We start from the raw sequence: 20,389 nt of genomic DNA, 5'->3' as shown, positions 1-20,389 counted from the left end.
CCGGTAACAGGTTCGGTATATCTTCCGAGAATGCAGAACGTTACCGTGATCACCGGAGGCGCCGGCGGGATGGGTCTCGCAACGGCCCAGGTGGTCGGGCGTGATGACAGCGTGGTGCTAGCCGACGTCCGGCAGGATCGGCTCGACGCCGCCGTCACCGAGCTCGCCGGCCGCGGAGTTACCGCGACCGGGCTGCACTGCGATGTCACCGACCGGGCCGCGGTGGACGAGCTGTTCGAGCGCGCGACGGGACGGGGTGTGCTGCGTGCGGTCGTGCACACCGCGGGTGTCAGTCCCAGCATGGGCGATGCGGAGTACGTCCTGCGAACCAACACGCTGGGCACGCTCTACGTCAACGAGGCATTCCACGCGGTCGCGGGCGAAGGGGCCGCCATCGTCAACGTGGCCTCGATGGGTGCCTACCTGATTCCCGAAGACTTCGTCCCCACAGCGCAATTCGCCCTGGCTCTACACGATGAGGCGGCGTTTCTGGCCGCTCTGCGCACGGCGTGCGAGATCGTGCCCGAGGATCTGCGTTCCGGCATCGCCTATGCGGTGAGCAAGGCGTTCGTGAAGTGGTACAGCAGCGCTGCGGCCGAACGCTTCAACACGCGTTCGCAGCGCATCGTGTCGGTATCGCCGGGCTCGACCGACACCGAGATGGGACGACTGGAGGAGCAGGCGGGTGCGGGCGCGATGGTCGCCGACGCCGCTGTCCCACGGTGGGGGACCGCGCAGGAAATGGCCGACCTGCTGGCATTCTGTGTCAGCGAGCGGGCCGGCTACCTGACCGGAACCGACATCCTCAACGACGGTGGCGTGGTGGCATCGATGCGGGAACGAGCCCGAGTTGCCGCGCAGCAGGGGTGAACCCTTGACGGCATTACGTTACCTTCCGTAGCGTAAAACGCTGTGCGAGCGACGTCGCTTCCGGACCCGCCCGAGCCGGCCGTCGATTCAGCCAGTGTCGAGGAGGGCGCGTGAACGACACACCGAGAGCAGAGCTTTCGCGCGCCTTCGGCGAATTGCTCGACGAGTTGCGTGCGATCGAACGCAAGCTGCTCGAAGCCGACCCGCCGCTGCCCGAAGCAGACGTCCTCGACGGGTACCGGCTGACGTTCAGCCTGCTGCGCGTCGCCGTCGATGCGTATGTGTGGGGCGACAAGGACAATCCGCATCTTGTCGACATCATCGGCCCCTACCTGAAGTGGGGCGGCGACAACTCCGACGCGTTCTATCAATTGGCGCCGGTGGATCCGGCGCGGACCTACCGGGTGACCGGCAACCGCGGCGACGCGGTCTACCTGTCGATGACCGTCTACGGTGGTCCCGATGACGGCCGCTACAGCAACCGCATCGTGGGTACGCTCAACGACCGCTCCCTGCAATTCGACTCCGACGGCAACTTCGAATTCTTGCTGAGCCCGACGCGGCAAACCGGCACCTGGCTGAAGCTCGACCCGGACGCCGTGGTCGCGCTGACCCGCGACTACATGGTGGACCCGAGATCGGGCCGTCGCCCGCAGTGGAAGATCGAAGCGCTCGACCCGCCGGCGCGGCGTCGCGACGACGCCGCCGACCTGATCCGTCGAATGCGCGCCGCCCGCACCTGGATCGGCGAACAACTGTCGTTCCTGCCGACCCGGGTGCAGCCGCCCAACGAGATCCACGAACCGTTCCCGGTGCCAGAACACGCCTACGGATGGTCGGCCGCCGACGCCGCGTACGCGATGGGATCCTATGAACTGCAACCGGATCAGGCCCTGATCATCGAGGGCACATCACCGCAGTGCGTGTTCTGGAACCTGTGCCTGTGGAACCCGTTCCTGCACACTTACGACTACACCTACGAGCGGGTGACCATCAACGGCGCACAGGTCAGCTACCGGCCCGACGGGTCGTGGCAGATCGTGATCAGTGACCGCGATCCGGGCCACCCGAACTGGGTGTCGACGGCCGGACGGTCTCAAGGACTGATCTGGTTGCGCTGGTTCCTACCGGAACAGACCCCGGCCCGTCCGCAGTGCCGGGTGGTCTCGCTCTCAGAGCTGTCGCAATGACCAGCCCGGCGCCGGTTCGGTTTACCGACCTGAGCCACCCGGTCTATCCCGCGGCGGCGCAACCGATGCGGGAGGCGCTGGCTGCCTACGGGCAGACGCTGGAGCTCACACCGGATTGTCTGGTCTCTACAGCTGCTGCACGCACCGGATGTGACGACTGGGGAGACAACGGTTTTCGGGAACGTCTGGACGTGCTGTGCGCGGCCTTGCGGGACGAGGCCGGCCTCTCCGACGCCGGCGTCGCGGTGGCGTTCGAACAACTTGCGGGCAATCTGGTCAACCGGTTGCGGTTGGAGGCGCTGCTGGCGGCCCATCCCGAGATCCTCGACATCCCGATCGAACGACCGATCATCATCTGTGGCCTGCCCCGCACCGGCACCACGCACCTGCACAACCTGATCGCTGCCGACCCGGGGTTGCGTTACCTGCCCTACTGGGAGAGCCTCGAACCGTTCCCCGACCCCGACGAGGACGGTGAACAGCCCAGGCGCGATCGCTGCGCAGCGGGCCTGGAGCTGATCGAGACCACGATGCCCGACTTCAAACGCATGCACGAGATGACGGTCGACCATGCGCACGAAGAGATTCAGCTGCTGGCCAACGACATCTCGGGCATGCTGTTCGAAACCACCTACCATGTGCCGAGTTTCGCCCAGCATTACCGGACCCACGACCAGCGCCCGTCCTACGAGTACCTCAAACGAAGCCTGCAGGCGCTGCAGTGGTTGCGCGGCGGCAGCCGGTGGGTCTTGAAGTCCCCGCAGCACCTTGAGCAGTTCCCGACGCTGGCCGCCACGTTCCCCGACGCGACCTTCGTCGTGACCCATCGAGACCCGGTCGAGGTAACCCGGTCGATGGTCACCATGATCGCCTACGCCTCCCGGATGGCGTCGCGGCACCCGGATCCTGTCGCGCTGGGCCGTTATTGGCTGAGCCGCGTCGAAGATCTGTTCGCCGGCTGCCTGCGGGACCGTGATGTGCTACCCGCCGAGCAGTCGCTCGACGTCCGGTTCGAGGACTTCATGGCCGACGAGGAGGGCACCATCGCGCAGATCTACGCCCTGGCCGGCCAACCGTTCGGGCCGCGTGCGCACGAGGCGATGGCGCGGTTCCGCAGGGAGCACCCGCGGGGCCGACACGGTGGTGTCGCCTACCACGAGGCCGATGTCGGGCTGGATCCCGCGGAGGTGGCGTGCCGGCTGTCGGCGTATCGGGATCGGTTCGTCGCTCGCCGAGGTCGGTCGAACTCGAGCAGCGTGTAGGCGCCGATCTTGTTCCCCGGGTGCTCCACTGCGCCGGACCTATCCGTGGCGTGCGGCGAGGGCAGCCGCAATGTGGTCGGCCACATCGGTGGCGACGGTGCGGGTGTGGTCGTCGTCAGCGGGAAAGTACCGGTCGACGGCGGGGTCGTAACGAGCCCCGGCGATCGCGCCATGGTCGGTCGGCAACTCCACAACCCGTACCGGCCACCCGGCCCGCCGCAGGTCGGCTGCGAACGAATAGCTGGCCTCGGCCGGCACCACATCGTCGTCGACCCCGTGGACCAGCGTGAACTCAGCACCGCCGGTCGCGGTGTCCACCAGCGCGGGCAACGGCTCACCCGATATCGGGTCGGAGGCCATGAAAGCGCCGGCCAGGCCGACAGTATGGGTCACCACCACGCCGTAGTGCGCTGCTCGCAGCGTCAGACCCGCGGCGGCCACCGCACCGAGTGACCAGCCGACCACTGCAAGCCCCGCCGACCCGACCGACCAATTCAGGGCGAAGTGCGCCGAGGCCAGCAGGTCGGCGCGGCCGTTGTCCGCGGCGTGGGAGTCCCAGTCCGCCGCTACTACACCGAAGCCGCGTTGGGCCAGCAGCTCGCACAGCGGGGCGACCGTGGCGCGGGCATCGGTCTGGGTGCCGTGCCATACCAGGATGGCCGGCCCGGCAGGGTCGCCGAACACATCGGCCAGACGTCGGGGCGCGTACTCGACGGTATCCATGCCTCCAGAGTGCCGAATGGACCCCCCTCACGCCACGAAAGGCAGAATCGACGGATGGGCTGCGATCACGACCTCATCGGCGACTGCTGGGACACCGCGTTCACCGTCGATGCGTCCCGCGTGACGTTCGGGCGGGGGTGCCTGCGCGAAGTGGGGGAGCGCGCCGCGGCGTTGGGGATCAGCCGGGTGGGCCTGTTCTCCGACCCGGGTGTCGCGCAGCTGGCCGTCTTCGACACCGCGGCGCGATCGCTGCGCGAGGCCGGCATCGACATCGTCTCCTACACCGACGTGCACGTCGAGCCGACCGACGAATCATTCCGACACGCCATCGATTTCGCGACCGAGGCAGCAGTGGACGGTTATGTGTCCGTGGGCGGGGGCTCGGTGATCGACACCGCCAAGGCGGCCAATCTGTATGCCACCCATCCCGCGGACTTCCTCGCCTACGTCAATGCCCCGATCGGGGCCGGCACACCGGTGCCGGGCCCGCTGCGCCCGCACATCGCCTGCCCCACCACGTCGGGAACCGGTAGCGAGGTCACCGGTATCGCGATCTTCGACCTGCTCGCCATGCGCGCCAAAACCGGCATCGCGGCTCCGGGGTTGCGTCCCACCGAGGCGCTGGTCGACCCCGATGCCACCGACACGCTGCCAGGACCCGTTGTGGCCTGCAGCGGACTGGACGTGCTCGCACACGCGCTGGAGTCCTACACCGCCCGGCCCTATTCCAGACGTAGCGCTGCCCAGCGGCCCAGCCTTCGCCCGATGAGCCAGGGCGCCAACCCGTGGAGCGATTTGGGCAGCAGAGAGGCGCTGCGGCTGCTGGGCAAGTACCTGGTGCGGGCCGTCACCGACGCATCGGACCGACAGGCGCGCGAACGCGTCATGTGGGCCGCCACGCTGGCAGGTATCGCCTTCGGCAACGCCGGAGTGCATCTGCCACACGCGATGTCCTATGCAGTGGCCGGGCAGGTCCGCCGCTACCATCCGTCGGGCTATCCCGGCGACGAACCGCTGGTCCCGCACGGCATGGCGGTGATCCTCAACGCGCCTGCGGCGTTGCGTGCCACCGCGTCGACCGACCCGGTCCGCCACCTCGACGCCGCTCGCACCCTCGGCGCCGAGGTACTCGATGCCGTGCCCGCCGATGATGCCGGCGACATCCTGGCCGATCACCTGATCGAGATCATGCGCGCGGTCGCGATGCCCAATGGGCTGGCCGGGGTCGGCTACCGTGGCTCCGACGCCGCCGCGCTGGCCGACGGCGCCCTGCCGCAACAGCGCCTGCTGTCCAACGCGCCGCTGGTCGTCGACCATGCGCTGCTGACCGACACCTTCGCCCGTGCGATGCGGTACTGGTGATGACCGGACCTCCCACCGCGGCGAACTACCGCTACTTCGTGCCCATCACCACCCGGTGGATGGACAACGACGTGTACGGCCACGTCAACAACGTCACCTACTACAGCTACTTCGACACCGTCGCCAACCACTTCCTGATCACCGCCGCCGGCCTGGACATCCACGGCGGACCCGTGATCGCGCTGGTGGTGGAGTCCGCGTGCACCTACCATGCGCCGGTGGCCTACCCCGACGAGCTGCGCGCCGGACTACGGGTCGACAGACTCGGCAACCGCTCGGTCACCTACGGGGTTGCGATCTTCCGCGGCGCCGACGAGTCGGCGGTCGCGCACGGTCATTTCGTCCACGTCTTCGTCGACCGGGACACCCGCCGGGCCGTTGCGATCCCCCCGCGGATCCGTGCGATGTTGGCCGAGATCACCGCAACCCGGGAGTAAGACTCAATTCGCCTTCGGCAGCGGAATACCTTCGCTGGCAGCGAAATTGGCGTCCTCACTGGTCGACAACCCCATCGAGACCACCGACCGGTCGAACACCGCATCGGTCAGGTACGCCAACGACACCGCCCACCGGTTGACGAACCGAGGAATCGCCAGCAGATGGTAGGCGCGGGTGACGAATTTCGCCGGTCGCCCGGAGAGCTGGATGTTGAGCGGGTTGGCCACGGCGTAGCGTGGACCCAGATCGACCACCAGGCCCATGTCTCGATGCTTGTAGTGCTTTGCGGTGCCGTAACCGAGGCTGGCGGCGACGTTGCGGGCCAACACTTTTCCTTGCCGGGTCGCGTGCTGGGCGGTGGGCGGGGTGATGGTGCCCGGTTTGGTGAGGTCGGGCACCGCCGCGGCGTCACCGCCGGCGAACACCGCCGGCCGGCCTGGCACCTGCAGATCCGGGCCCACCTTCAGCCGGCCGCGTTCGGTCTCCAGCCCCAGGGCCTCGATCAGGGGTGCACCGGTCACGCCGGTGACCCAGGCGACCGTGTGGGTGTCGACCCGGCTGCCGTCACTGAGGATGACGTGATCGTCGGCCACCGAGTCCAGCGTCATACCCAGCCGAACGTCGATCCCGCGTTCACGCAGCACCCGCATCGCGGCCGCGCCGAGCTTCTCGCCCACCTCCGGCATCACCTGTTCGGCCATGTCCAGCAGTACGAATCGCACCTCGGAGCCGTCGAAACCCAGCTGCCGCGCCGCGGAATCGGCCAGCGCACGTAACTGCACCGCCAGTTCGGTTCCGGAGTAGGACGCACCGACGATCACGATGGTGCGGCGGGCTCGGATGCGCTGCGGGTCGTCGTCGACATGGGCGAGCTCAAGCTGTTCGAGCACGTGGTCGCGCAGATACAACGCTTCGGCGGTGGACTTCAGGCCACGGGCGTGGGTGGCCAGCCCGGGAATGTCGAACAACCGGGTCACCGAACCCGGCGTCAGCACCAACCGGTCCCAGGACAACGGCCGGGTGCGGCCCTCTGGATCGGTGTAGCTCAGGGTTTTACCGTCGAAGTCGACGTCGGTGGCGCGGCCCCGGACCAGTCGGACTCCTCGTAGGGCGTTGGCCAGCGGGATGGTGACGAACCGTCCGTCGACGACACCACCGGCGACGTCGGGCAGCAACGGCGTGTAGAGCATGTAGTCGACCGGCGACACCACGGTCACCTCGACATCGGCTCCGTGCTGCTGGTTTTTGCCGAGTATCCGGACCAGCCGTCGGGCGCACTCGAAGCCGGCAAACCCGCTGCCGACAATCACGACAGAGGTCATCGGTCACATCCTCCGCATCCGGTGATCACCGATCCTGGTCCATTGTGCTCGCCAGTGCTGAAAGAGTCTGTGCTGCAGTGAATTTAGGCTTCCAACCGAGCACTTCACGAGCCTTGGTGGTGTCCATCACCACCGAGGTACGCCCGGCGTGCAGCCATTCCAGGCTGGACGGGACGAACGGTAGCCGCGACACCACCTCCGACGTCGCGACCGCCGCGGCGTGCGGCACTTTCAGCGGACGCGCCCCCAGCGCATCACCGACATCCGACATCGACAACACCCCGTCGCCGGCGATGTTGTAGGCCCCGGGCGGCGCCGTCGTGGTGGTGACGGCCAGTGCAATGGCGCTGGCGACGTCGTCATGATGCACCAGCTGCAACGGCGTGCCAGGGTCGGGAAACGGTGGCTTGAGCAGCGGCAGTGCTTGGGAGATCCGTCGGACCGGACCAGGCAGCTGGTTCCACGGCATCGCGTCGGCCAACGCGGTGGCTTTCGGTCCGGCGACGATGCATGGACGCAGCACGTACACCTCCAGCGAGGAGCCGGCGGTGATCTCGGCCAGGGTCGCCTCGCAGGCTGCCTTCTGTTCGGAGTAGTAGTGCTCGGCAGAGCCGCGCGGCGCGACGTCCTCGGTGATGGGGACCGGATTGTCGGAGTGGTACCCGTAAGCGGCCACCGACGAGGTATAGACCAGGCGGTGCGGGCCGCCGGCTGCCGAAGCGTCACGGGTCGCTTCGAAGACGTTGCGAGTGCCGGCGAGGTTGACCCGGGCGCTCTCCGCCCGGGAGCCCATGATGATGAAGGCCAGGTGCACCACCACGTCGGCGTCGGCGACCAGGGACTCGACGGCGTCGCGGTCGAGGATGTCACCCTGGCGATAGGTGGTCTTGGTCCAGCCGTGGCCGGTCGGGTCGAACGGTCGCCTGGCCATCCCGACGATCTGGGACACCTCGGGGTGGGCTTCCAGTGCGCTGATGGCCGACAGGCCGATCTCCCCGGTGGGGCCGGTGACGGCGACACGCACAGACATAACGGTGCTGTTCCCCGTCTGCCGGAAGCGAAAACGACTCTGGCGTTCAGCCGATCTCGGTCTCGTCGGGGTCGTTGGCCGGCGTCTGGACCGCAGAGGTGGTCAGGTGGTCGAGCAGGCCGGTGATCTCCAGGACCCGTTGGAGGTGTGCAGGCCGGTGATCGAGGTGCAACGGAATGCCTGCGTCGCACGTCTGGCGGTGGATGAGCAACAACGCCGACAAGCCGGCCGAGTCACAGAACGTCAGCTCGGTGAAGTCCAGATGCAGCTGCTCGACACCGGCGCCGGGGGTGCAGAGGGCGGCCACCGCGTCGACCAATATGGCGGTCGAGCCGTAGGCGAGGTCGCCGCAGACGTGCACGCAGGTAGCCGGAGGCGCGGAGGCAATGGTGACGGTGAGATTGTTCATACGGGGAGTTCGGGGTCGGCGGACAGCGGAACGAGCAGGCCGGCACGCGCATTGCGGAGCAGCCGTTGGGTGCGGGGGAACTCGGTTAGTTGCGCGGCCAGCGAGTCCAGGGAGGGCAGCAGTGACGCGGCGGGCACGTCGCGCGCGCTGAGGATCTCGGCGGTCCAGGCGACGAACTGGGTGAACAGTTGGTCGTCATCGGTGTAAAGCGCGCAGGCCAGAAAGTCGATGGTGTGGGCGATGTCCTCGGTCGTGTGCTGGCGTTGCTGCTCGGTGTAGTCGCGCACGTCCGGCAGGCGTTGTTCGAGGTCGCTCATGGTGGCCTGCACCAGCCGCGCCGCCGAGTCGCGGACCATCGTGTACTCCTGGTCGGCCAGATGCGGGAGGTCGTCGACGGCCTGGTGGGTGGGTGCGATGCGGACCGGCCCGAACCCCTGCGCCAGTCGGGCCGCTGCCGAGCGAGCGTCGGGCGCCCACGCGTCGGCGTTGAGCAGCGCGGCGAACCGGCCGTCCGTCCCGAAGGCCGCACCGCCGACCAGGACGGGCACACCGGCGGCCTGGCAGGCGGTGATCGCCGCGTGGGCGGTGGGCAGCCCGGTGGCAATGGAACACGACAGGGCGACGACATCGGGTCCGTGCTGGTTGATGTGGGCGATCAGGTGCGGCGTCGGTACCTGGGCTCCCAGGAAGTCGACCCGCCAGCCGTGCAACCGCAGGACCTCGGCGAGCAGGCGCGCGGGCATCGCATGCCATTCACCGTCGACGCACGCGACGGTCACCCGTCCGGCAGATGCAGGCCGGTGTACGCCCGGGTGATGGGCCAACGCAGCGATCACCCGATCGTTGATCGCGGTGGCCGCGTGCTCCTGCGCGACGGTGATCCGGTTGGCGGCCCACTCCATACCCACCCGCTGCTGGACCGGAGCGATCACCTCGAGCAGGACATCTTCGGCGGGCATACCGCGTTCGAGTGCCCCGAAGACGACCTGGATCGCGGTGTACTCGTCACCGTCGACGGCAGCGGTCCACAGCTGCTCCCGGAAGTCTTCGGCCGGGCCCGAGTGGTCACCGGCGGCGCTCATGCGATGTATCTACCCGCTGTGTGCCCGTCCACCGCGCTTAGATGGGTGCGACGGGGAGATGTGATGGCCACCACCGCGATGTCGTCGTGGCTGCGTCGGTTCACCCACTGTGAGGTCAGCATCATCACGTGCTCGACGACGGCCTCGGCCGGCAGACCAACGCACTGGGCCAGCGCGGTCGAGAGCCGCTGCTCACCGAACATGTCGGTGCCCAGCGGGCCACCGTGCGCCTCGGTGACGCCGTCGGTGTAGAGCAGACAGGTTTCGCCAGGCGCCAGCGACGTCTCGAAGGTGCGGGCGTTGATGTGCGGAAGCACCCCGACCAGGGTGCCGCGGGTGTCGGCCTCTTCGACACTGCCGTCGCTCCGCACGATCAGCGGTGCCATATGACCGGCGCTGGTCAGCCGTAGCGTCACACGGCCGTCCCGGCACGCCACCGAGGCCAGCACCAGCGTCACGAATCGGGTGTCGTGCGGGGACAGCAGCGCACTGTTGAGCAGACCCAGCACCGCGGCGTGGTCGCCGGCCAACGGAGCCAGGGCTTGCAACGTATTGCGGATCTTGCCCGACATCACCGCGGCCTCCAGACCCTTGCCGCAGACGTCTCCGAGCACGATCAGAGTCTCCCCGTCGTCTCCGACGGCGGGGTGCACGTCGTAGAAGTCGCCGCCGACGGCTTCGTGGTCCTCGGAGGCCCGGTAGCCGCCGGCCAGCTCGATCCCGTCGAGGCGATGCAGCTGCGGGGGCAACAGATCGCGCATCAGGGTGCGGGTGATCGCTGACTGCTCGGCATAGAGCCGGGCAGCCGACAGCGCCGCCCCGGCACGTGCGGCGAACAGCCGGGCGAACAACTCCTCGCCCGCGGTGAACACGGTCTGGGAGTTGCGTCGCAACAACACCAGCGCGCCGGCCGGCACGCCGTGGCCGGGCAGCGGGGTGATGACCACTGAACCGATCGAGCCGATGAACTCTTGGGGGACAAGCCAATCGGGGACCGCGGTCGGATCGATCCATCGGGAAGGCACCGGGGGGAATCCGCGCAGCGCCTCGCTGAGCCCGGCCACCTCGGCAGGGTCGGCGGTGATTTGGCGGTGCTCGACGACGCCCTGGTCGTCGCAGCACACCACCGGTAACCGGCCGCCGACCACCGGTGCCACCACCACCGCCGCGTCGGCGATGTGGCGCGCGGCCATCTGCACGGTGGCTTCCATGCAGCGGTCGATGTTCAGCGACGCCATCAGCACCGCGGACGCTTCGTCGAGAAACGCCGCACGCTCCTGTTCCCGGGCCAGCGCCTGGCGCATTTCCTGCACAGCCGGCGTGCTCTCGGCCACCAGCCACCAGGCGAGGTCTGCGCCGGCCAGCGCGGTGGGCTGCGCGGTGTAACGGTGTCCGTCCAGGACACCCGACACCGGACGGGCAGCGCAGCGGTGCGCTTCGGCCAGCCACGCCGGCGCACAGTCGGCGAGGGCACGGCCGACGGTCGCGTCGGGCAGGACCCGTTGAACGGATTCGCTCAGCGCGCGGACCACTCCGGCGGGATCGACAACCAGAACGGGATGGGGCACGTCAGTCCACAGATCGTCGAGCCCTGTGCCGGTGCCCGAGGCTGCGTTGTCCCTCATACCACCTCCTCACGCGGGTGATGCCCGGGGCCGCTGCACGTGATGTGCGACCGCGCCCGACAGTCACCCGCTCCCTGACTGGAGCATCCCAGCTCGGCCCCGTCCAGCGGAAATCGCGGTCATGCCAGTCTACGGCGACGCCGTCACATCGTGCCCGCCACACTGGCCGTACCAGCGCAAACGTCAGCGGCGCGACGACCGGAACGTCATAATCTCGATTCCGGCCAGCTGCCCGGCAGCGGACCGGTGAGTCGGCGGGGAAGGCACACCACCGCCACCACCGCGGTCATCGCGGCGGCGAGTGCGAAACCGGCCGACACCCCGAACAGGTCCGCCGAACCGCCGAGCACCGCTGCGGCGATCGGGCGCGATCCCAGGAATCCGACCAGCCACAGCGCCATGATGCGACCGCGCAGTTCCTCGGGCGCGCGTTCCTGCACCAGGGTGCTCAGCCCGGTCATCGCGCATCCGAACCCGAACCCCGCAATCGCGAGTCCGGTCATCGCCACCACCACGGTCGAATTCAGCGCCAGCACGGCGCAACCGGCACCGAGGCTGACCAGTCCGATCGAGGACACCCTCGCCGAGCTGATCCGCCCGCGCAGCAGCGCCAACGCGCCCATGCCGACCGCGGCGCCCACACCGAACACCGCCGACAGGGTCCCGACCAGCGTGGCGCCACCGCCGAGTCGATCGGCCAGCGACGGCGCCAACGTGATCGACGAGTCCGACGCGACGCCGATGGTGGTCACCCCGACCAGGGCCAACAGCAGCGGCCGGTCGCGGACCACATAGCGCACCGCGACCCGGACGCGGTAGTCGGCGCCGGCGCGCCGCTGCCGTGGCGCGGGAAAACGCACCGCGATCAGCACCAGCGCGAAGACCAGATGCAGGGCTGCGCTGACCGCGAATGCCGAAGCCGGTCCGAGGTGCGCGGCCAGGTACGCGCCGGTGGCCGGGCCGACGACGCGACCGACCGTCATCGGCATGCTGTTGAGCGCCATCGCGGTGGGCAGCTCACCCATCCGGATCAGGTTCGGCACGATCGACTGCAGCGCCGGACCGCCGACGACGAATCCGAAACCGACCAGCGTCGTGCCCAGCAGAACCGGTACCGCGGCGGCCATCCCGGCGATCTCCGGGGAGGCGAAGAACCAGATCGCGATGGAGCCCGAGCCCACCACACATAACACCCGGCCCAGCAGGATCTGCCGGAACGGGTTGCCGGTGTCGGCCCACTTGCCGCTGGTGGGGGACAGGATCAGCTGCGGGGCGAACTGCACGACGCCGACCATCCCGACCATCAGTGCCGAGCGGGTGGCGTCGTACATGACGATCGCGGCGACGATCCCGTGGGTCCACACCGCCGCGACCGAGAACATCTTTCCCCAGAACAGGGCACCGAACACCGGGTCGAACATCAGTCCGAGCGCACCCCGGCTGCGCAGCTCTGGCGCGGGTGCGGCGGGTGTGGTCTCGGCGGTCATCGGCTCGGCGCCGCCGTCTCGAAGCGTTCGGCCAACCGCTGTAGCAGTGACACCAGCGTGGCGACGTCGGCGTGCGGCCAGTCGGCCACCGCCTCGGCGACGAGGTCCCGGCGGCGGTCGGTGACCTCGGCGAGCGCCGCGCGACCGCTCTCGGTCAGCAGGAGCCGGCACCTGCGCTGGTCATCGGTGGCCATGGTCTTGTCGAGCAGTCCGGCGTCAACCACCGTCGCGACGGTGCGGCTGGCCGTGGATTGCTCGACCCCCAGGAAGTCGGCGACGTCACGGACGCTGGCCCCAGCCCCGGCGTTCTCGCACTGTTCGACGGCTCGCAACACCCGTAGCGCGGACATGGTGCTGACCGGACCGGCCGCATCGAGCAGCCGGCGACGCCAGTTCGGCCGCAGCCGGGCAATGTGGATGCGGGTCAACAGGTCGTCGAGGGCATCGAGGGGAGACGGCGGCACCAAATATGCATAGCACACATAAATGTTCTGGCAAATTCGCGCGCGGCACACCGTTTCGAGCCGGCCACAGCGGCTATCACCGGCCCATGGCCACACCAGGAACCCAGGGCAGCCCCGCCGCCGCACCGACGTCGGGACGCGCGCCGCTGCAGCATGCCGCCGTCGCCGTCGGTGGCCTCTTCCTCGCCCTCGGCGTGCTGGGCTTCATTCCCGGCGTCACCACCGACTACGACGCGCTCGCCTTCGCCGGACATCACTCCGGTGCCGCGCTGTTCGGCCTCTTCGCGGTGTCCGGGTTGCACAACGCCATCCACCTGATCTTCGGTGTGCTGGGGGTGGCGTTGTCGGGCACCTTCAACGGCGCCCGCGGATTCCTGATCGCCGGGGCGGCCGGCTACGGGCTGCTGGCCGGCTACGGCTTTGTGGTGGCGCGGGATTCGCCGGCCAATGTGATCCCGGTGGACAACGCCGGCAACTGGCTGCACCTGACCCTGGCGCTGGGCATGCTGATACTGGTGCTGATCTGGGGCCGCACCCGCGGGGTCGCACACGATCGCAGGCACACCTGAGCCCGTTTGTCCGGCACACCGGCGGGTAGAGGTTCACCGTGTACGAGCCCTCTGCGCGCGTCGTTCTGATCACCGGCGCATCGACCGGGATCGGCCGGGTCAGCGCCTGGCGGTTCGCCGCTGAGGGCGCACGACTGGCACTGGCCGGGCGCGACGGCGCATCGCTGGAGCAGGTCGCAGCGCAGTGCCGGGACCGGGGCGCCGCCGAGGTGCTGACCCAACCCACCGACATCGCCGACCGGAGCCAGGTCGAGCGGTTGTTCGATCACGCGACCCGCCAGCTCGGCACGCCCGACGTGGTGGTGCAGAACGCGTCGGTTGCCGTGATCGGCCGCCTCACCGAGATCCCCGCCGAGGTCATCGACGCGCTGATCGCGACCGATGTGCTGGGCGTCATCTACGTGGCCCGCGCGGCCGTACAGCGATTCACGGCGCGGGGATCGGGATCCTTGGTGATCGTCGGATCATTGTTCGGACACGTCGCGGTGCCGCTGGTCGGGCCGTACGTGATCAGCAAGTTCGCCGTCACCGCGCTGGTGCGCGTGCTCCGCCAGGAGACCCGCGACCACCCCGGTGTCACGGTGCACGGCATTTATCCAGGGGCGGTGAACACCGCCATCTACCGACACGCGGCAAACTACCTGGCCCGGGTGCCGCGGGTGCCGCCGCTGGCCGATCCACCGGAGAAGATCGCGGCCACGATCGTCGACGCTTCCTACCGACGCCGGTCGCGCGACCGGCAGGTCGGTGTGGTCAATGCGCCGCTGCGGGTCGTCTACCGGTTGCTACCGCGGGTGTTCGACCGCTACGCCGAACCGCTGGTCCGGCTGATCGGGTTCACCGGCGAGCACACGCGGGCTGACAGCGGCAACACCGGTGCCACCGCCGACCGGCTGCCGTAACGCGGATCAGGTGTGGGCCGGGGTGTTGGCGAACTGATCGGTGATCGCCTGGCAGAAGGCCGGCAGGTCCTTCGGTGAGCGGCTGGTGATCAGGTTGCCGTCGATGCACACCTGCTGGTCGACCACCGTAGCGCCGGCATTGCGCAGGTCGGTACGCAGGCTGGGGTAGGACGTCAGCGTGCGGTCGGAGACCACATCGGCTTCGACCAGTGCCCACGGTCCGTGGCAGATGGCCGCCACCGGCTTCCCGGAACGGACGAAATCGCGGACGAAGGCGACGGCCGACTCGTCGAGGCGCAGTTTGTCGCCGTTGACGGTGCCGCCGGGTAGTACCAGCGCGTCGAACTCCTCGACCTTGGCATCGGCAACCGCGCGGTCGACGGGAAGCGTGCCTGCCGGCTCCAGATCGTGGTTGCGCGCGTCGATCTCGCCGGTCTGCAGCGACAGCAGCTCGATCTGACCGCCGGCGTCGAGCACAGCGTCACGGGGTTGTTCGAACTCGACCTTCTCGACACCGTCTGCGGCGAGAAACGCGATCTTTCGGCCTTGCAGTTCGTTCGGCATGGCAGATCCTTTCATCAGCTCTGCTGCCGGTTACCCGTTGCCCGCCGATCGAACCTCGCGGGCCTACGCCGACGGGCCGCCGGTGTTGGGAGTCGGGCTCTGCGTCGACTCCCATTTCGACTCCAGCGCACGGGTGACCCGGGTGCCCGCAGCCAGATCGAGCTGGAACGTCTCGGCGTTCTGGTCTTCGAACGTCAGGCGAAACCCGGATCCGGCGGGTTGCAGATCGTCGACATGGACGACCTTGCAGGGCCGTTGGCCGGAACCGCGGTCGACGACGACGAGATCGCCGGGAGCGACGTCTTCGATGCGGTCGTTGGACGAAACGTTGGACATCGCTCGACCGTATCCGAGAAACGGAGACCGGAGGACATCGGGTGCCGGAATCCAGCCATGATCCCAGAGGCGGTCAATGGCGTTCTGGCCCAGCGCGTTCGACAATTCCGGCCGGGCACGGTCGGACACCTGCCTCAGGTCGGCGTTTGGCCGGGCCGCCGACGGGTAATGCTCGACATCGCGTCGAGCACGACGCGTTCGGTCGAGGAGGAGAGCACATGGCAGGTCGATGGGTGGCCCGGGTCGCCACCGCAGTGGCGTTGGGCGCTTGGACGGCGTTGACGGGGACTGCGACCGCGCCGGTGGTGTCCGCACAGGCCTGTCCGGACGTGGAAGTGATCTTCGCGCGTGGCACCGGCGAGGCGCCCGGGGTGGGCGGGGTGGGCCAGGCGTTCGTCGACTCGGTGCGGGCTCAGGCCGCGCCGCGCAGTGTCGGCGTCTATGCGGTGAATTATCCAGCAGCGAACAACTTTTCCGCGCGTGAGGAGTTCGCCCGTACCGTCATCGACGGCATCCGTGACGGTGCCGACCGGGTCGAGGCCATGGCCGCCAACTGCCCCGACACCCAGCTGATTCTCGGTGGGTATTCGCAAGGGGCGGTGGTCTCCGGATTCGTCACCTCCGATGTGGTGCCTACGAGTGTGCCCGCGTCGATCGCGCCGGCACCGATGCCTGCCGAGGTCGCCGACCACGTCGCCGCGGTGGTGTTGTTCGGTACCCCCTCGGGTGAGTTCCTCAGCAAGTACCAGGCACCGGCCATCACGATCGGGCCGCTCTATGCCGACAAGACTCTGCAGCTGTGCGCTCCCGGCGACGCCATCTGCTCGGGTGAGCCCGGTGGCGGACCGTCACTGGCACACGCGCTCTACCCGGTCAATGGCCAGGTCGCCGAAGGTGCCCGGTTCGCGGTCGAGCGGCTCTGAGATCACCCAGATCGCGGATCGGCCGCCGGGGCGGCGCGTCAGGCCCCGGCCGGCACCGGGTAGCGGTCGTTGACGTCGGCGTTGCTGTCCTTGCGGGCGCAGTGGGCGCAGCAGAAGATGCCCTCGTCGGTCTCGATACCGTGACCGAGGATGCGGCAGCCACAGTGCCGGCAGTCGGGTGCCAGTTCCACGGCAGCGCATTCCACGCTGTCGAACGTCGAGGTTCGGCCGTCGTGCCGTTTGACCGTGAATGCCTTGTCGTAGTCGTTGCCGCAGGTGTCGCAGATTGCCATCGAAGTCCCTTTCGTTTCGACTGTGGACTCTGGCCTTCCCGCGTCAGCTCGCGCACAAACGTCTCCTTGGGTCCCCAGGAGCACGAAGGGCCTGTCAATCAAGGGGTTTGACCTGCGACGAATGGGGCACAAAGGAGAAGCGACGTTCTACCGCGTCGTGCAGGCGCAGTAGCAAGGAGTACACGTGACGACCGCATATACCGACTTCGACGCCGTCGCCACACCGGTCGATGTCTATCCGCCGCAGGAGGACTCTTTTCTCCTGGTCGACGTGATGCGTTCGACGGGGCTGGTGGCGGGTGCGCGGGTGGCTGACCTGTGCACCGGCAGCGGCGTTGTCGCCGTCGAGGCGGCCACCGCGGGCGCATCGCAGGTGACGGCCTTCGACATCTGTCCGCGGGCGGTCCACCATGCCAGGGCCAAGGCGTCGGCGGCGGGTGCCGAGGTGTCGGTACACCGCGGATCATGGGCCCGCGCTGTGGAATTCGGTCCTTACGACGTGGTACTGGCCAATCCGCCCTATGTGCCCCATCCGCCCGTCGACGACACCGCCGAGATCCCGCCCACGGCCGGGCCGGCGCAGGCCTGGAACGCCGGCACCGACGGTCGACTGGTGCTCGACCCGATGTGCGCGGCCGCGCCCCTGTTGCTCGACGAGGGTGGCACGATGTTGATCGTGCATTCCGAGTGCTCGAACGTACGTCAGACGCTGGCAGCTCTGCGGTCGAACGGAATGCGCGCCGAAGTCGTTGCCCAGCAGGTTATTCCCCTGGGCCCGGTGATGAGCGCGCGTGCGCAGTGGCTGGCTGCGGCCGGGCTGCTGGCGCCGGGAGCACGCTGTGAGCGGATCGTGGTGATCCGCGCGGACGCCCCATGACCGACCAACCCGCCCGCCTGGTACGTGTCGTACCGGGCGGGCCGGTACTCGTCGAGGGGCCGGTGTGTATCGAGCTGCCTGATGGCAGCACTGTGGAGTCGGACCGCTTCATGGTCGCGATCTGCGCGTGCCGCCGCTCCAAGACGTATCCGTTGTGCGATACCAGCCACCGCCGCCGCCAACGCACCGAGGAGTCCGGCGAGCGGGTACCCGAGCAGACCCCCGCGGCGGGCGGCCACTGAAAAAGTTTGCGCCCGTGCCGATGTGCCGGGCTCAGTCCAGCGGGTGACGTAGCGACGAGCGGCCGTCGACCCAGTTCTTCATCAGGTGTTCGGCCAAGCGGTCCTCCACCAGCCCGAAGGCCCGGATCCCGAAGACCACGTCGTCGTTGAGCTCGGGCTCGCGGGCGATGAGGTCGCCGACGACGTCGGTCCGCACCACTTGCTCGTGGACCGCGTCGGCCTCGACGTGCTCGCGGTAGAACTGCGCGCACTCATCAGGGGCGCCCAGACGCTCCAGGGCCTGCACCATCCGCCGCGACCCGGGCGGGGAGGTCACCTCTGTAGCGGCGAAATGACCGACCGCGCAGCCGCGCCACCGGCGGTGCAGACCGAACATCGACATCACGTTGACCACGGCGAGCGACTCGGCGGGAACCACGTCCAGGTACCCGAGGTACGTGGTGTCCAGCCCGGCAGCGGCCAGAAGATCGGCGAACAGCTGCTGGTGCAGCCGGGTTCCTTTGCCTGCGCCGAACTCGTCGAACTCCACGGCCACGAACGAGGCCTTGGCCTGTCCGATCAGCCGGGGGATCGCCCACGCGTGTGGGTCACCCTCCTTGAGGTGGTACAGCGACCGGTGCACGAAGTACTCGCGCATCTGGTCCCAGCTGCCCTCGTCGCGCAGGAAGTAGGACGGGCCGTTGCCCCCGACCGGCTCGACGCACAGATTGTCCAGCTCGGTCAGCGCGCTGAGGTGCGGGTCGATCTCTCCGACGGCGCGACGCAGGTCCCCGAGGAACAGTTCCTCCAGTCGGCTGCGCAGGTAGAGCAATCCGGGGTTCCACTCCCACCCGGCGTCGACGCCGGCGAAGCCGCGGTAGTGCAACTCGTAACAGATGTAGAGGGCCAGCTGTACGTCGATGCCAACTGGATCGGCGTCGGCCAGCGAAGTCTCGACCCGGGTCAGGTAGCGCAGCGGCGCGCGCTCGGCCAGCAGCTGCACCACCGACAACGACACAGGTCCTCGGGGTTCGGGCAGCGCGGGCTCAGTGAGGGTCGGCATCACGGGCCAATAAGTACCCCGACGCGGCGAAACCAAACAGGCTTTCGAACGAAAGCAGTGCACGACGGTACCCAGTACGGGCCCGGTTCTACACATCTTGCCGCCTTTCTCACATGTGGCCACGATCGCCCATCGTGACCGGGCGGGACGGGTAACCCAGGGGACAAGCGCTGAGCAGATGTGCTTACCGAAATCTTCTGCAGTCCACTTCGGAGGGGTGAAAACAGATATGGCCACCACGGTCAACACCAATCAGGCTCGAACCAACGAAACGGCGACTCTGATCGCCCAGCTTCGCACCATCCTCGATCTCACACACACCGAGATCCAGGTCGCGGAAACGCGAATTGCGCAGGCACGCAACGATGCGGTGCGGCGTGAGCTCACCGAGAATGCCGAGAACGCGCGAATCCGCGCGGAGGCGATCGAGCACGCCATCCGCAACCTCGGGGGATTCCCCGACATCATCGGCCCGTTCCTGGGTCGCGCGGCGGCGGCAGTCAAGGCACTCACCGAACAGGCCGAGCCGTTCGATGAGGCGCTGCTGGGAGACCTCGCGCTCGAAGGCCAGCTGCTCGACCGGGCACGCTACGTCAAGGCGCTGGCGGTCGGAGCCAAGAATTCCGACGTCGAGGAACTCGCGACCCGGCTGATTACCGCACACTCCGCGACCGTCGAATGGTTGACCACCGTGCTGGCCGAGGATGCGCTGGGCGGCCCGGCTGCGCTGCGCCGGACCCCGATGCAGGCGGCTGCCGGATTGGCCGTCAAGCTGGTGAACCTTCCGCTGACCTGGTCGACGCGTAGTGCCGAGCGCGCCGCGGAGGCTCTGCGGTCGCTGCGCCCGGCGATCGACGACCTGGCCGAGCGCAGCTCCCGCACCGGTGACATCGCCGCCAAGGCGCTGGCCGGTGCCCGGGATTCAGCGCTGGAGGCCGCGGAGCGGATCACCCGGGAACAGGGTGCCGAAGATGCCGCCGATGCGATCCACGCCGCCCGCTCGGCTACCGGCGTGCTGGCTGCTGACGAGCTGCCGATCAGCGACTACGACGAGATGACGGTCGCCGAAGCCGGCAATGCCGTCAAGGAGCTGAGCGATCCGGCCGATATCCGCGCGATCATCGCCTACGAGGAGGCCCACAAGAACCGCCAGCGGGTCGTCTCTGCGGCGCAGACCCGGCTCGCCGCGATCGCCCAGGAAGTTGTCGGCATCAGCTGACCCCGACCTGAACCCGCACCGGTGTGAGCACCCGCTTGCACCGGTGCGGGGCGTTTGAACGCCCGCACTTCGGGTACCCGCCTGATCTTCGACCGGTGCAGGACCGGTCCCACGGGTGGGGAGGCGCGGTGTCGGTTTCTCGTTCGGCCATCAGCTGG

23 protein-coding genes are annotated in these 20,389 nt (G+C 68.5%); 11 read left to right on the top strand and 12 right to left on the bottom strand.

Annotated features, from left to right (window positions below):
- The first annotated feature begins 30 nt into the window (after positions 1–30).
- The 3 genes from KXD98_RS25670 (at position 31) to KXD98_RS25660 (ending at position 3,322) form a co-directional block, all read left to right on the top strand.
- Positions 31–870, top strand: coding sequence for an SDR family oxidoreductase (locus tag KXD98_RS25670; protein WP_260761102.1), 840 nt, complete (start codon positions 31–33; stop codon positions 868–870).
- Between the two features lie 110 nt (positions 871–980).
- Positions 981–2,060 carry a DUF1214 domain-containing protein gene (locus tag KXD98_RS25665; protein WP_260761101.1) on the top strand — a complete coding sequence of 360 codons (1,080 nt, stop codon included), beginning with the start codon at positions 981–983 and terminating at the stop codon, positions 2,058–2,060.
- Positions 2,057–3,322, top strand: coding sequence for a sulfotransferase (locus KXD98_RS25660; protein ID WP_260761100.1), 1,266 nt, complete (start codon positions 2,057–2,059; stop codon positions 3,320–3,322). Before KXD98_RS25665 ends, KXD98_RS25660 begins: the two co-directional genes overlap by 4 nt.
- Positions 3,323–3,361: 39 nt before the next feature.
- Here KXD98_RS25660 and KXD98_RS25655 read toward each other — a convergent pair whose 3' ends face one another.
- Complete coding sequence (locus KXD98_RS25655; protein ID WP_260761099.1) at positions 3,362–4,045, bottom strand: alpha/beta hydrolase; 684 nt, start codon at positions 4,043–4,045, stop codon at positions 3,362–3,364.
- A 54-nt stretch (positions 4,046–4,099) separates the two neighbouring features.
- Between KXD98_RS25655 and KXD98_RS25650 the strand changes: the two genes are divergently transcribed.
- Together KXD98_RS25650 and KXD98_RS25645 are read left to right on the top strand one after the other, a co-directional pair.
- Entirely contained in the window at positions 4,100–5,407 is a 1,308-nt protein-coding gene (locus KXD98_RS25650; RefSeq protein ID WP_260761098.1) for a hydroxyacid-oxoacid transhydrogenase, read from the top strand.
- The gene (locus KXD98_RS25645; protein ID WP_260761097.1) at positions 5,407–5,844 is read left to right on the top strand and encodes a thioesterase family protein; all 438 of its coding nucleotides are present in this window, start codon (positions 5,407–5,409) and stop codon (positions 5,842–5,844) included. The genes KXD98_RS25650 and KXD98_RS25645 overlap by 1 nt, the downstream gene beginning before the upstream one ends.
- 3 nt (positions 5,845–5,847) lie before the next feature.
- Here the strand turns inward: KXD98_RS25645 and KXD98_RS25640 are convergent, their stop codons facing one another.
- From KXD98_RS25640 to KXD98_RS25610, 7 genes are all read right to left on the bottom strand, one after another.
- On the bottom strand, positions 5,848–7,167 hold the full coding sequence (locus KXD98_RS25640; RefSeq protein ID WP_260761096.1) for an NAD(P)/FAD-dependent oxidoreductase: 1,320 nt from the start codon (positions 7,165–7,167) through the stop codon (positions 5,848–5,850).
- 25 nt (positions 7,168–7,192) lie between these two features.
- Complete coding sequence (locus tag KXD98_RS25635; protein WP_260761095.1) at positions 7,193–8,197, bottom strand: NAD-dependent epimerase/dehydratase family protein; 1,005 nt, start codon at positions 8,195–8,197, stop codon at positions 7,193–7,195.
- Positions 8,198–8,243: 46 nt separating this feature from the next.
- The gene (locus KXD98_RS25630) at positions 8,244–8,606 is read right to left on the bottom strand and encodes an STAS domain-containing protein (RefSeq protein WP_260761094.1); all 363 of its coding nucleotides are present in this window, start codon (positions 8,604–8,606) and stop codon (positions 8,244–8,246) included.
- Entirely contained in the window at positions 8,603–9,688 is a 1,086-nt protein-coding gene (locus tag KXD98_RS25625) for a B12-binding domain-containing protein (protein ID WP_260761093.1), read from the bottom strand. The genes KXD98_RS25630 and KXD98_RS25625 overlap by 4 nt, the downstream gene beginning before the upstream one ends.
- Entirely contained in the window at positions 9,685–11,313 is a 1,629-nt protein-coding gene (locus tag KXD98_RS25620; RefSeq protein ID WP_260761092.1) for a PP2C family protein-serine/threonine phosphatase, read from the bottom strand. The genes KXD98_RS25625 and KXD98_RS25620 overlap by 4 nt, the downstream gene beginning before the upstream one ends.
- A 206-nt stretch (positions 11,314–11,519) precedes the next feature.
- Positions 11,520–12,800 carry an MFS transporter gene (locus KXD98_RS25615; protein ID WP_260761091.1) on the bottom strand — a complete coding sequence of 427 codons (1,281 nt, stop codon included), beginning with the start codon at positions 12,798–12,800 and terminating at the stop codon, positions 11,520–11,522.
- Positions 12,797–13,282, bottom strand: a complete 486-nt coding sequence (locus KXD98_RS25610) for a MarR family winged helix-turn-helix transcriptional regulator (protein ID WP_260761090.1) — start codon at positions 13,280–13,282, stop codon at positions 12,797–12,799. The genes KXD98_RS25615 and KXD98_RS25610 overlap by 4 nt, the downstream gene beginning before the upstream one ends.
- Before the next feature lie 68 nt (positions 13,283–13,350).
- Here KXD98_RS25610 and KXD98_RS25605 point away from each other — a divergent pair, with 68 nt between their 5' ends.
- Both KXD98_RS25605 and KXD98_RS25600 read left to right on the top strand, forming a co-directional pair.
- The gene (locus tag KXD98_RS25605) at positions 13,351–13,833 is read left to right on the top strand and encodes a DUF4383 domain-containing protein (RefSeq protein ID WP_260761089.1); all 483 of its coding nucleotides are present in this window, start codon (positions 13,351–13,353) and stop codon (positions 13,831–13,833) included.
- Between the two features lie 38 nt (positions 13,834–13,871).
- Complete coding sequence (locus KXD98_RS25600) at positions 13,872–14,735, top strand: SDR family oxidoreductase (RefSeq protein WP_260761088.1); 864 nt, start codon at positions 13,872–13,874, stop codon at positions 14,733–14,735.
- 6 nt (positions 14,736–14,741) lie between these two features.
- Here the strand turns inward: KXD98_RS25600 and KXD98_RS25595 are convergent, their stop codons facing one another.
- Both KXD98_RS25595 and KXD98_RS25590 read right to left on the bottom strand, forming a co-directional pair.
- Positions 14,742–15,299 (bottom strand): type 1 glutamine amidotransferase domain-containing protein, encoded by a 558-nt coding sequence (locus KXD98_RS25595; RefSeq protein ID WP_260761087.1) that lies wholly within the window; start codon positions 15,297–15,299, stop codon positions 14,742–14,744.
- A gap of 63 nt (positions 15,300–15,362) precedes the next feature.
- Positions 15,363–15,635 (bottom strand): hypothetical protein, encoded by a 273-nt coding sequence (locus tag KXD98_RS25590; RefSeq protein ID WP_260761086.1) that lies wholly within the window; start codon positions 15,633–15,635, stop codon positions 15,363–15,365.
- Between the two features lie 218 nt (positions 15,636–15,853).
- Here KXD98_RS25590 and KXD98_RS25585 point away from each other — a divergent pair, with 218 nt between their 5' ends.
- Positions 15,854–16,558 carry a cutinase family protein gene (locus KXD98_RS25585; RefSeq protein ID WP_260761085.1) on the top strand — a complete coding sequence of 235 codons (705 nt, stop codon included), beginning with the start codon at positions 15,854–15,856 and terminating at the stop codon, positions 16,556–16,558.
- Positions 16,559–16,596: 38 nt separating this feature from the next.
- Here the strand turns inward: KXD98_RS25585 and KXD98_RS25580 are convergent, their stop codons facing one another.
- Positions 16,597–16,851 (bottom strand): hypothetical protein, encoded by a 255-nt coding sequence (locus KXD98_RS25580; protein WP_260761084.1) that lies wholly within the window; start codon positions 16,849–16,851, stop codon positions 16,597–16,599.
- Positions 16,852–17,035: 184 nt separating this feature from the next.
- Between KXD98_RS25580 and KXD98_RS25575 the strand changes: the two genes are divergently transcribed.
- Positions 17,036–17,728: a HemK2/MTQ2 family protein methyltransferase gene (locus KXD98_RS25575; RefSeq protein ID WP_260761083.1), complete on the top strand. Its 693-nt coding sequence runs from the start codon at positions 17,036–17,038 to the stop codon at positions 17,726–17,728.
- Positions 17,725–17,970 carry a CDGSH iron-sulfur domain-containing protein gene (locus KXD98_RS25570; protein ID WP_260761082.1) on the top strand — a complete coding sequence of 82 codons (246 nt, stop codon included), beginning with the start codon at positions 17,725–17,727 and terminating at the stop codon, positions 17,968–17,970. Before KXD98_RS25575 ends, KXD98_RS25570 begins: the two co-directional genes overlap by 4 nt.
- A 31-nt stretch (positions 17,971–18,001) precedes the next feature.
- On the opposite strand, the gene KXD98_RS25565 is transcribed toward KXD98_RS25570, so the two are convergent.
- A complete protein-coding gene (locus KXD98_RS25565; protein WP_260761081.1) occupies positions 18,002–19,012 on the bottom strand; it encodes an iron-containing redox enzyme family protein in 1,011 nt (336 codons plus the stop codon).
- 229 nt (positions 19,013–19,241) lie between these two features.
- On the opposite strand from KXD98_RS25565, the gene KXD98_RS25560 reads away from it, so the two are divergent.
- Positions 19,242–20,231, top strand: coding sequence for a ferritin-like domain-containing protein (locus KXD98_RS25560; RefSeq protein WP_260765432.1), 990 nt, complete (start codon positions 19,242–19,244; stop codon positions 20,229–20,231).
- Positions 20,232–20,389 lie beyond the last annotated feature (158 nt).

This window comes from Mycobacterium sp. SMC-4, assembly GCF_025263265.1.
Lineage (GTDB): Bacteria > Actinomycetota > Actinomycetes > Mycobacteriales > Mycobacteriaceae > Mycobacterium.
This window is presented reverse-complemented; position numbering and strand designations above follow the sequence as displayed.

Coding starts and splice junctions, on each gene's coding strand:
- KXD98_RS25660 (WP_260761100.1), top strand. CDS start 2,057: ATGACCAGCCCGGCGCCGGTTCGGTTTACCGACCTGAGCCACCCGGTC.
- KXD98_RS25670 (WP_260761102.1), top strand. CDS start 31: ATGCAGAACGTTACCGTGATCACCGGAGGCGCCGGCGGGATGGGTCTC.
- KXD98_RS25625 (WP_260761093.1), bottom strand. CDS start 9,688: ATGAGCGCCGCCGGTGACCACTCGGGCCCGGCCGAAGACTTCCGGGAG.
- KXD98_RS25580 (WP_260761084.1), bottom strand. CDS start 16,851: ATGGCAATCTGCGACACCTGCGGCAACGACTACGACAAGGCATTCACG.
- KXD98_RS25590 (WP_260761086.1), bottom strand. CDS start 15,635: ATGTCCAACGTTTCGTCCAACGACCGCATCGAAGACGTCGCTCCCGGC.
- KXD98_RS25620 (WP_260761092.1), bottom strand. CDS start 11,313: ATGAGGGACAACGCAGCCTCGGGCACCGGCACAGGGCTCGACGATCTG.
- KXD98_RS25635 (WP_260761095.1), bottom strand. CDS start 8,197: ATGTCTGTGCGTGTCGCCGTCACCGGCCCCACCGGGGAGATCGGCCTG.
- KXD98_RS25565 (WP_260761081.1), bottom strand. CDS start 19,012: ATGCCGACCCTCACTGAGCCCGCGCTGCCCGAACCCCGAGGACCTGTG.
- KXD98_RS25650 (WP_260761098.1), top strand. CDS start 4,100: ATGGGCTGCGATCACGACCTCATCGGCGACTGCTGGGACACCGCGTTC.
- KXD98_RS25640 (WP_260761096.1), bottom strand. CDS start 7,167: ATGACCTCTGTCGTGATTGTCGGCAGCGGGTTTGCCGGCTTCGAGTGC.
- KXD98_RS25560 (WP_260765432.1), top strand. CDS start 19,242: ATGGCCACCACGGTCAACACCAATCAGGCTCGAACCAACGAAACGGCG.
- KXD98_RS25570 (WP_260761082.1), top strand. CDS start 17,725: ATGACCGACCAACCCGCCCGCCTGGTACGTGTCGTACCGGGCGGGCCG.
- KXD98_RS25605 (WP_260761089.1), top strand. CDS start 13,351: ATGGCCACACCAGGAACCCAGGGCAGCCCCGCCGCCGCACCGACGTCG.
- KXD98_RS25585 (WP_260761085.1), top strand. CDS start 15,854: ATGGCAGGTCGATGGGTGGCCCGGGTCGCCACCGCAGTGGCGTTGGGC.
- KXD98_RS25630 (WP_260761094.1), bottom strand. CDS start 8,606: ATGAACAATCTCACCGTCACCATTGCCTCCGCGCCTCCGGCTACCTGC.
- KXD98_RS25595 (WP_260761087.1), bottom strand. CDS start 15,299: ATGCCGAACGAACTGCAAGGCCGAAAGATCGCGTTTCTCGCCGCAGAC.
- KXD98_RS25615 (WP_260761091.1), bottom strand. CDS start 12,800: ATGACCGCCGAGACCACACCCGCCGCACCCGCGCCAGAGCTGCGCAGC.
- KXD98_RS25655 (WP_260761099.1), bottom strand. CDS start 4,045: ATGGATACCGTCGAGTACGCGCCCCGACGTCTGGCCGATGTGTTCGGC.
- KXD98_RS25645 (WP_260761097.1), top strand. CDS start 5,407: ATGACCGGACCTCCCACCGCGGCGAACTACCGCTACTTCGTGCCCATC.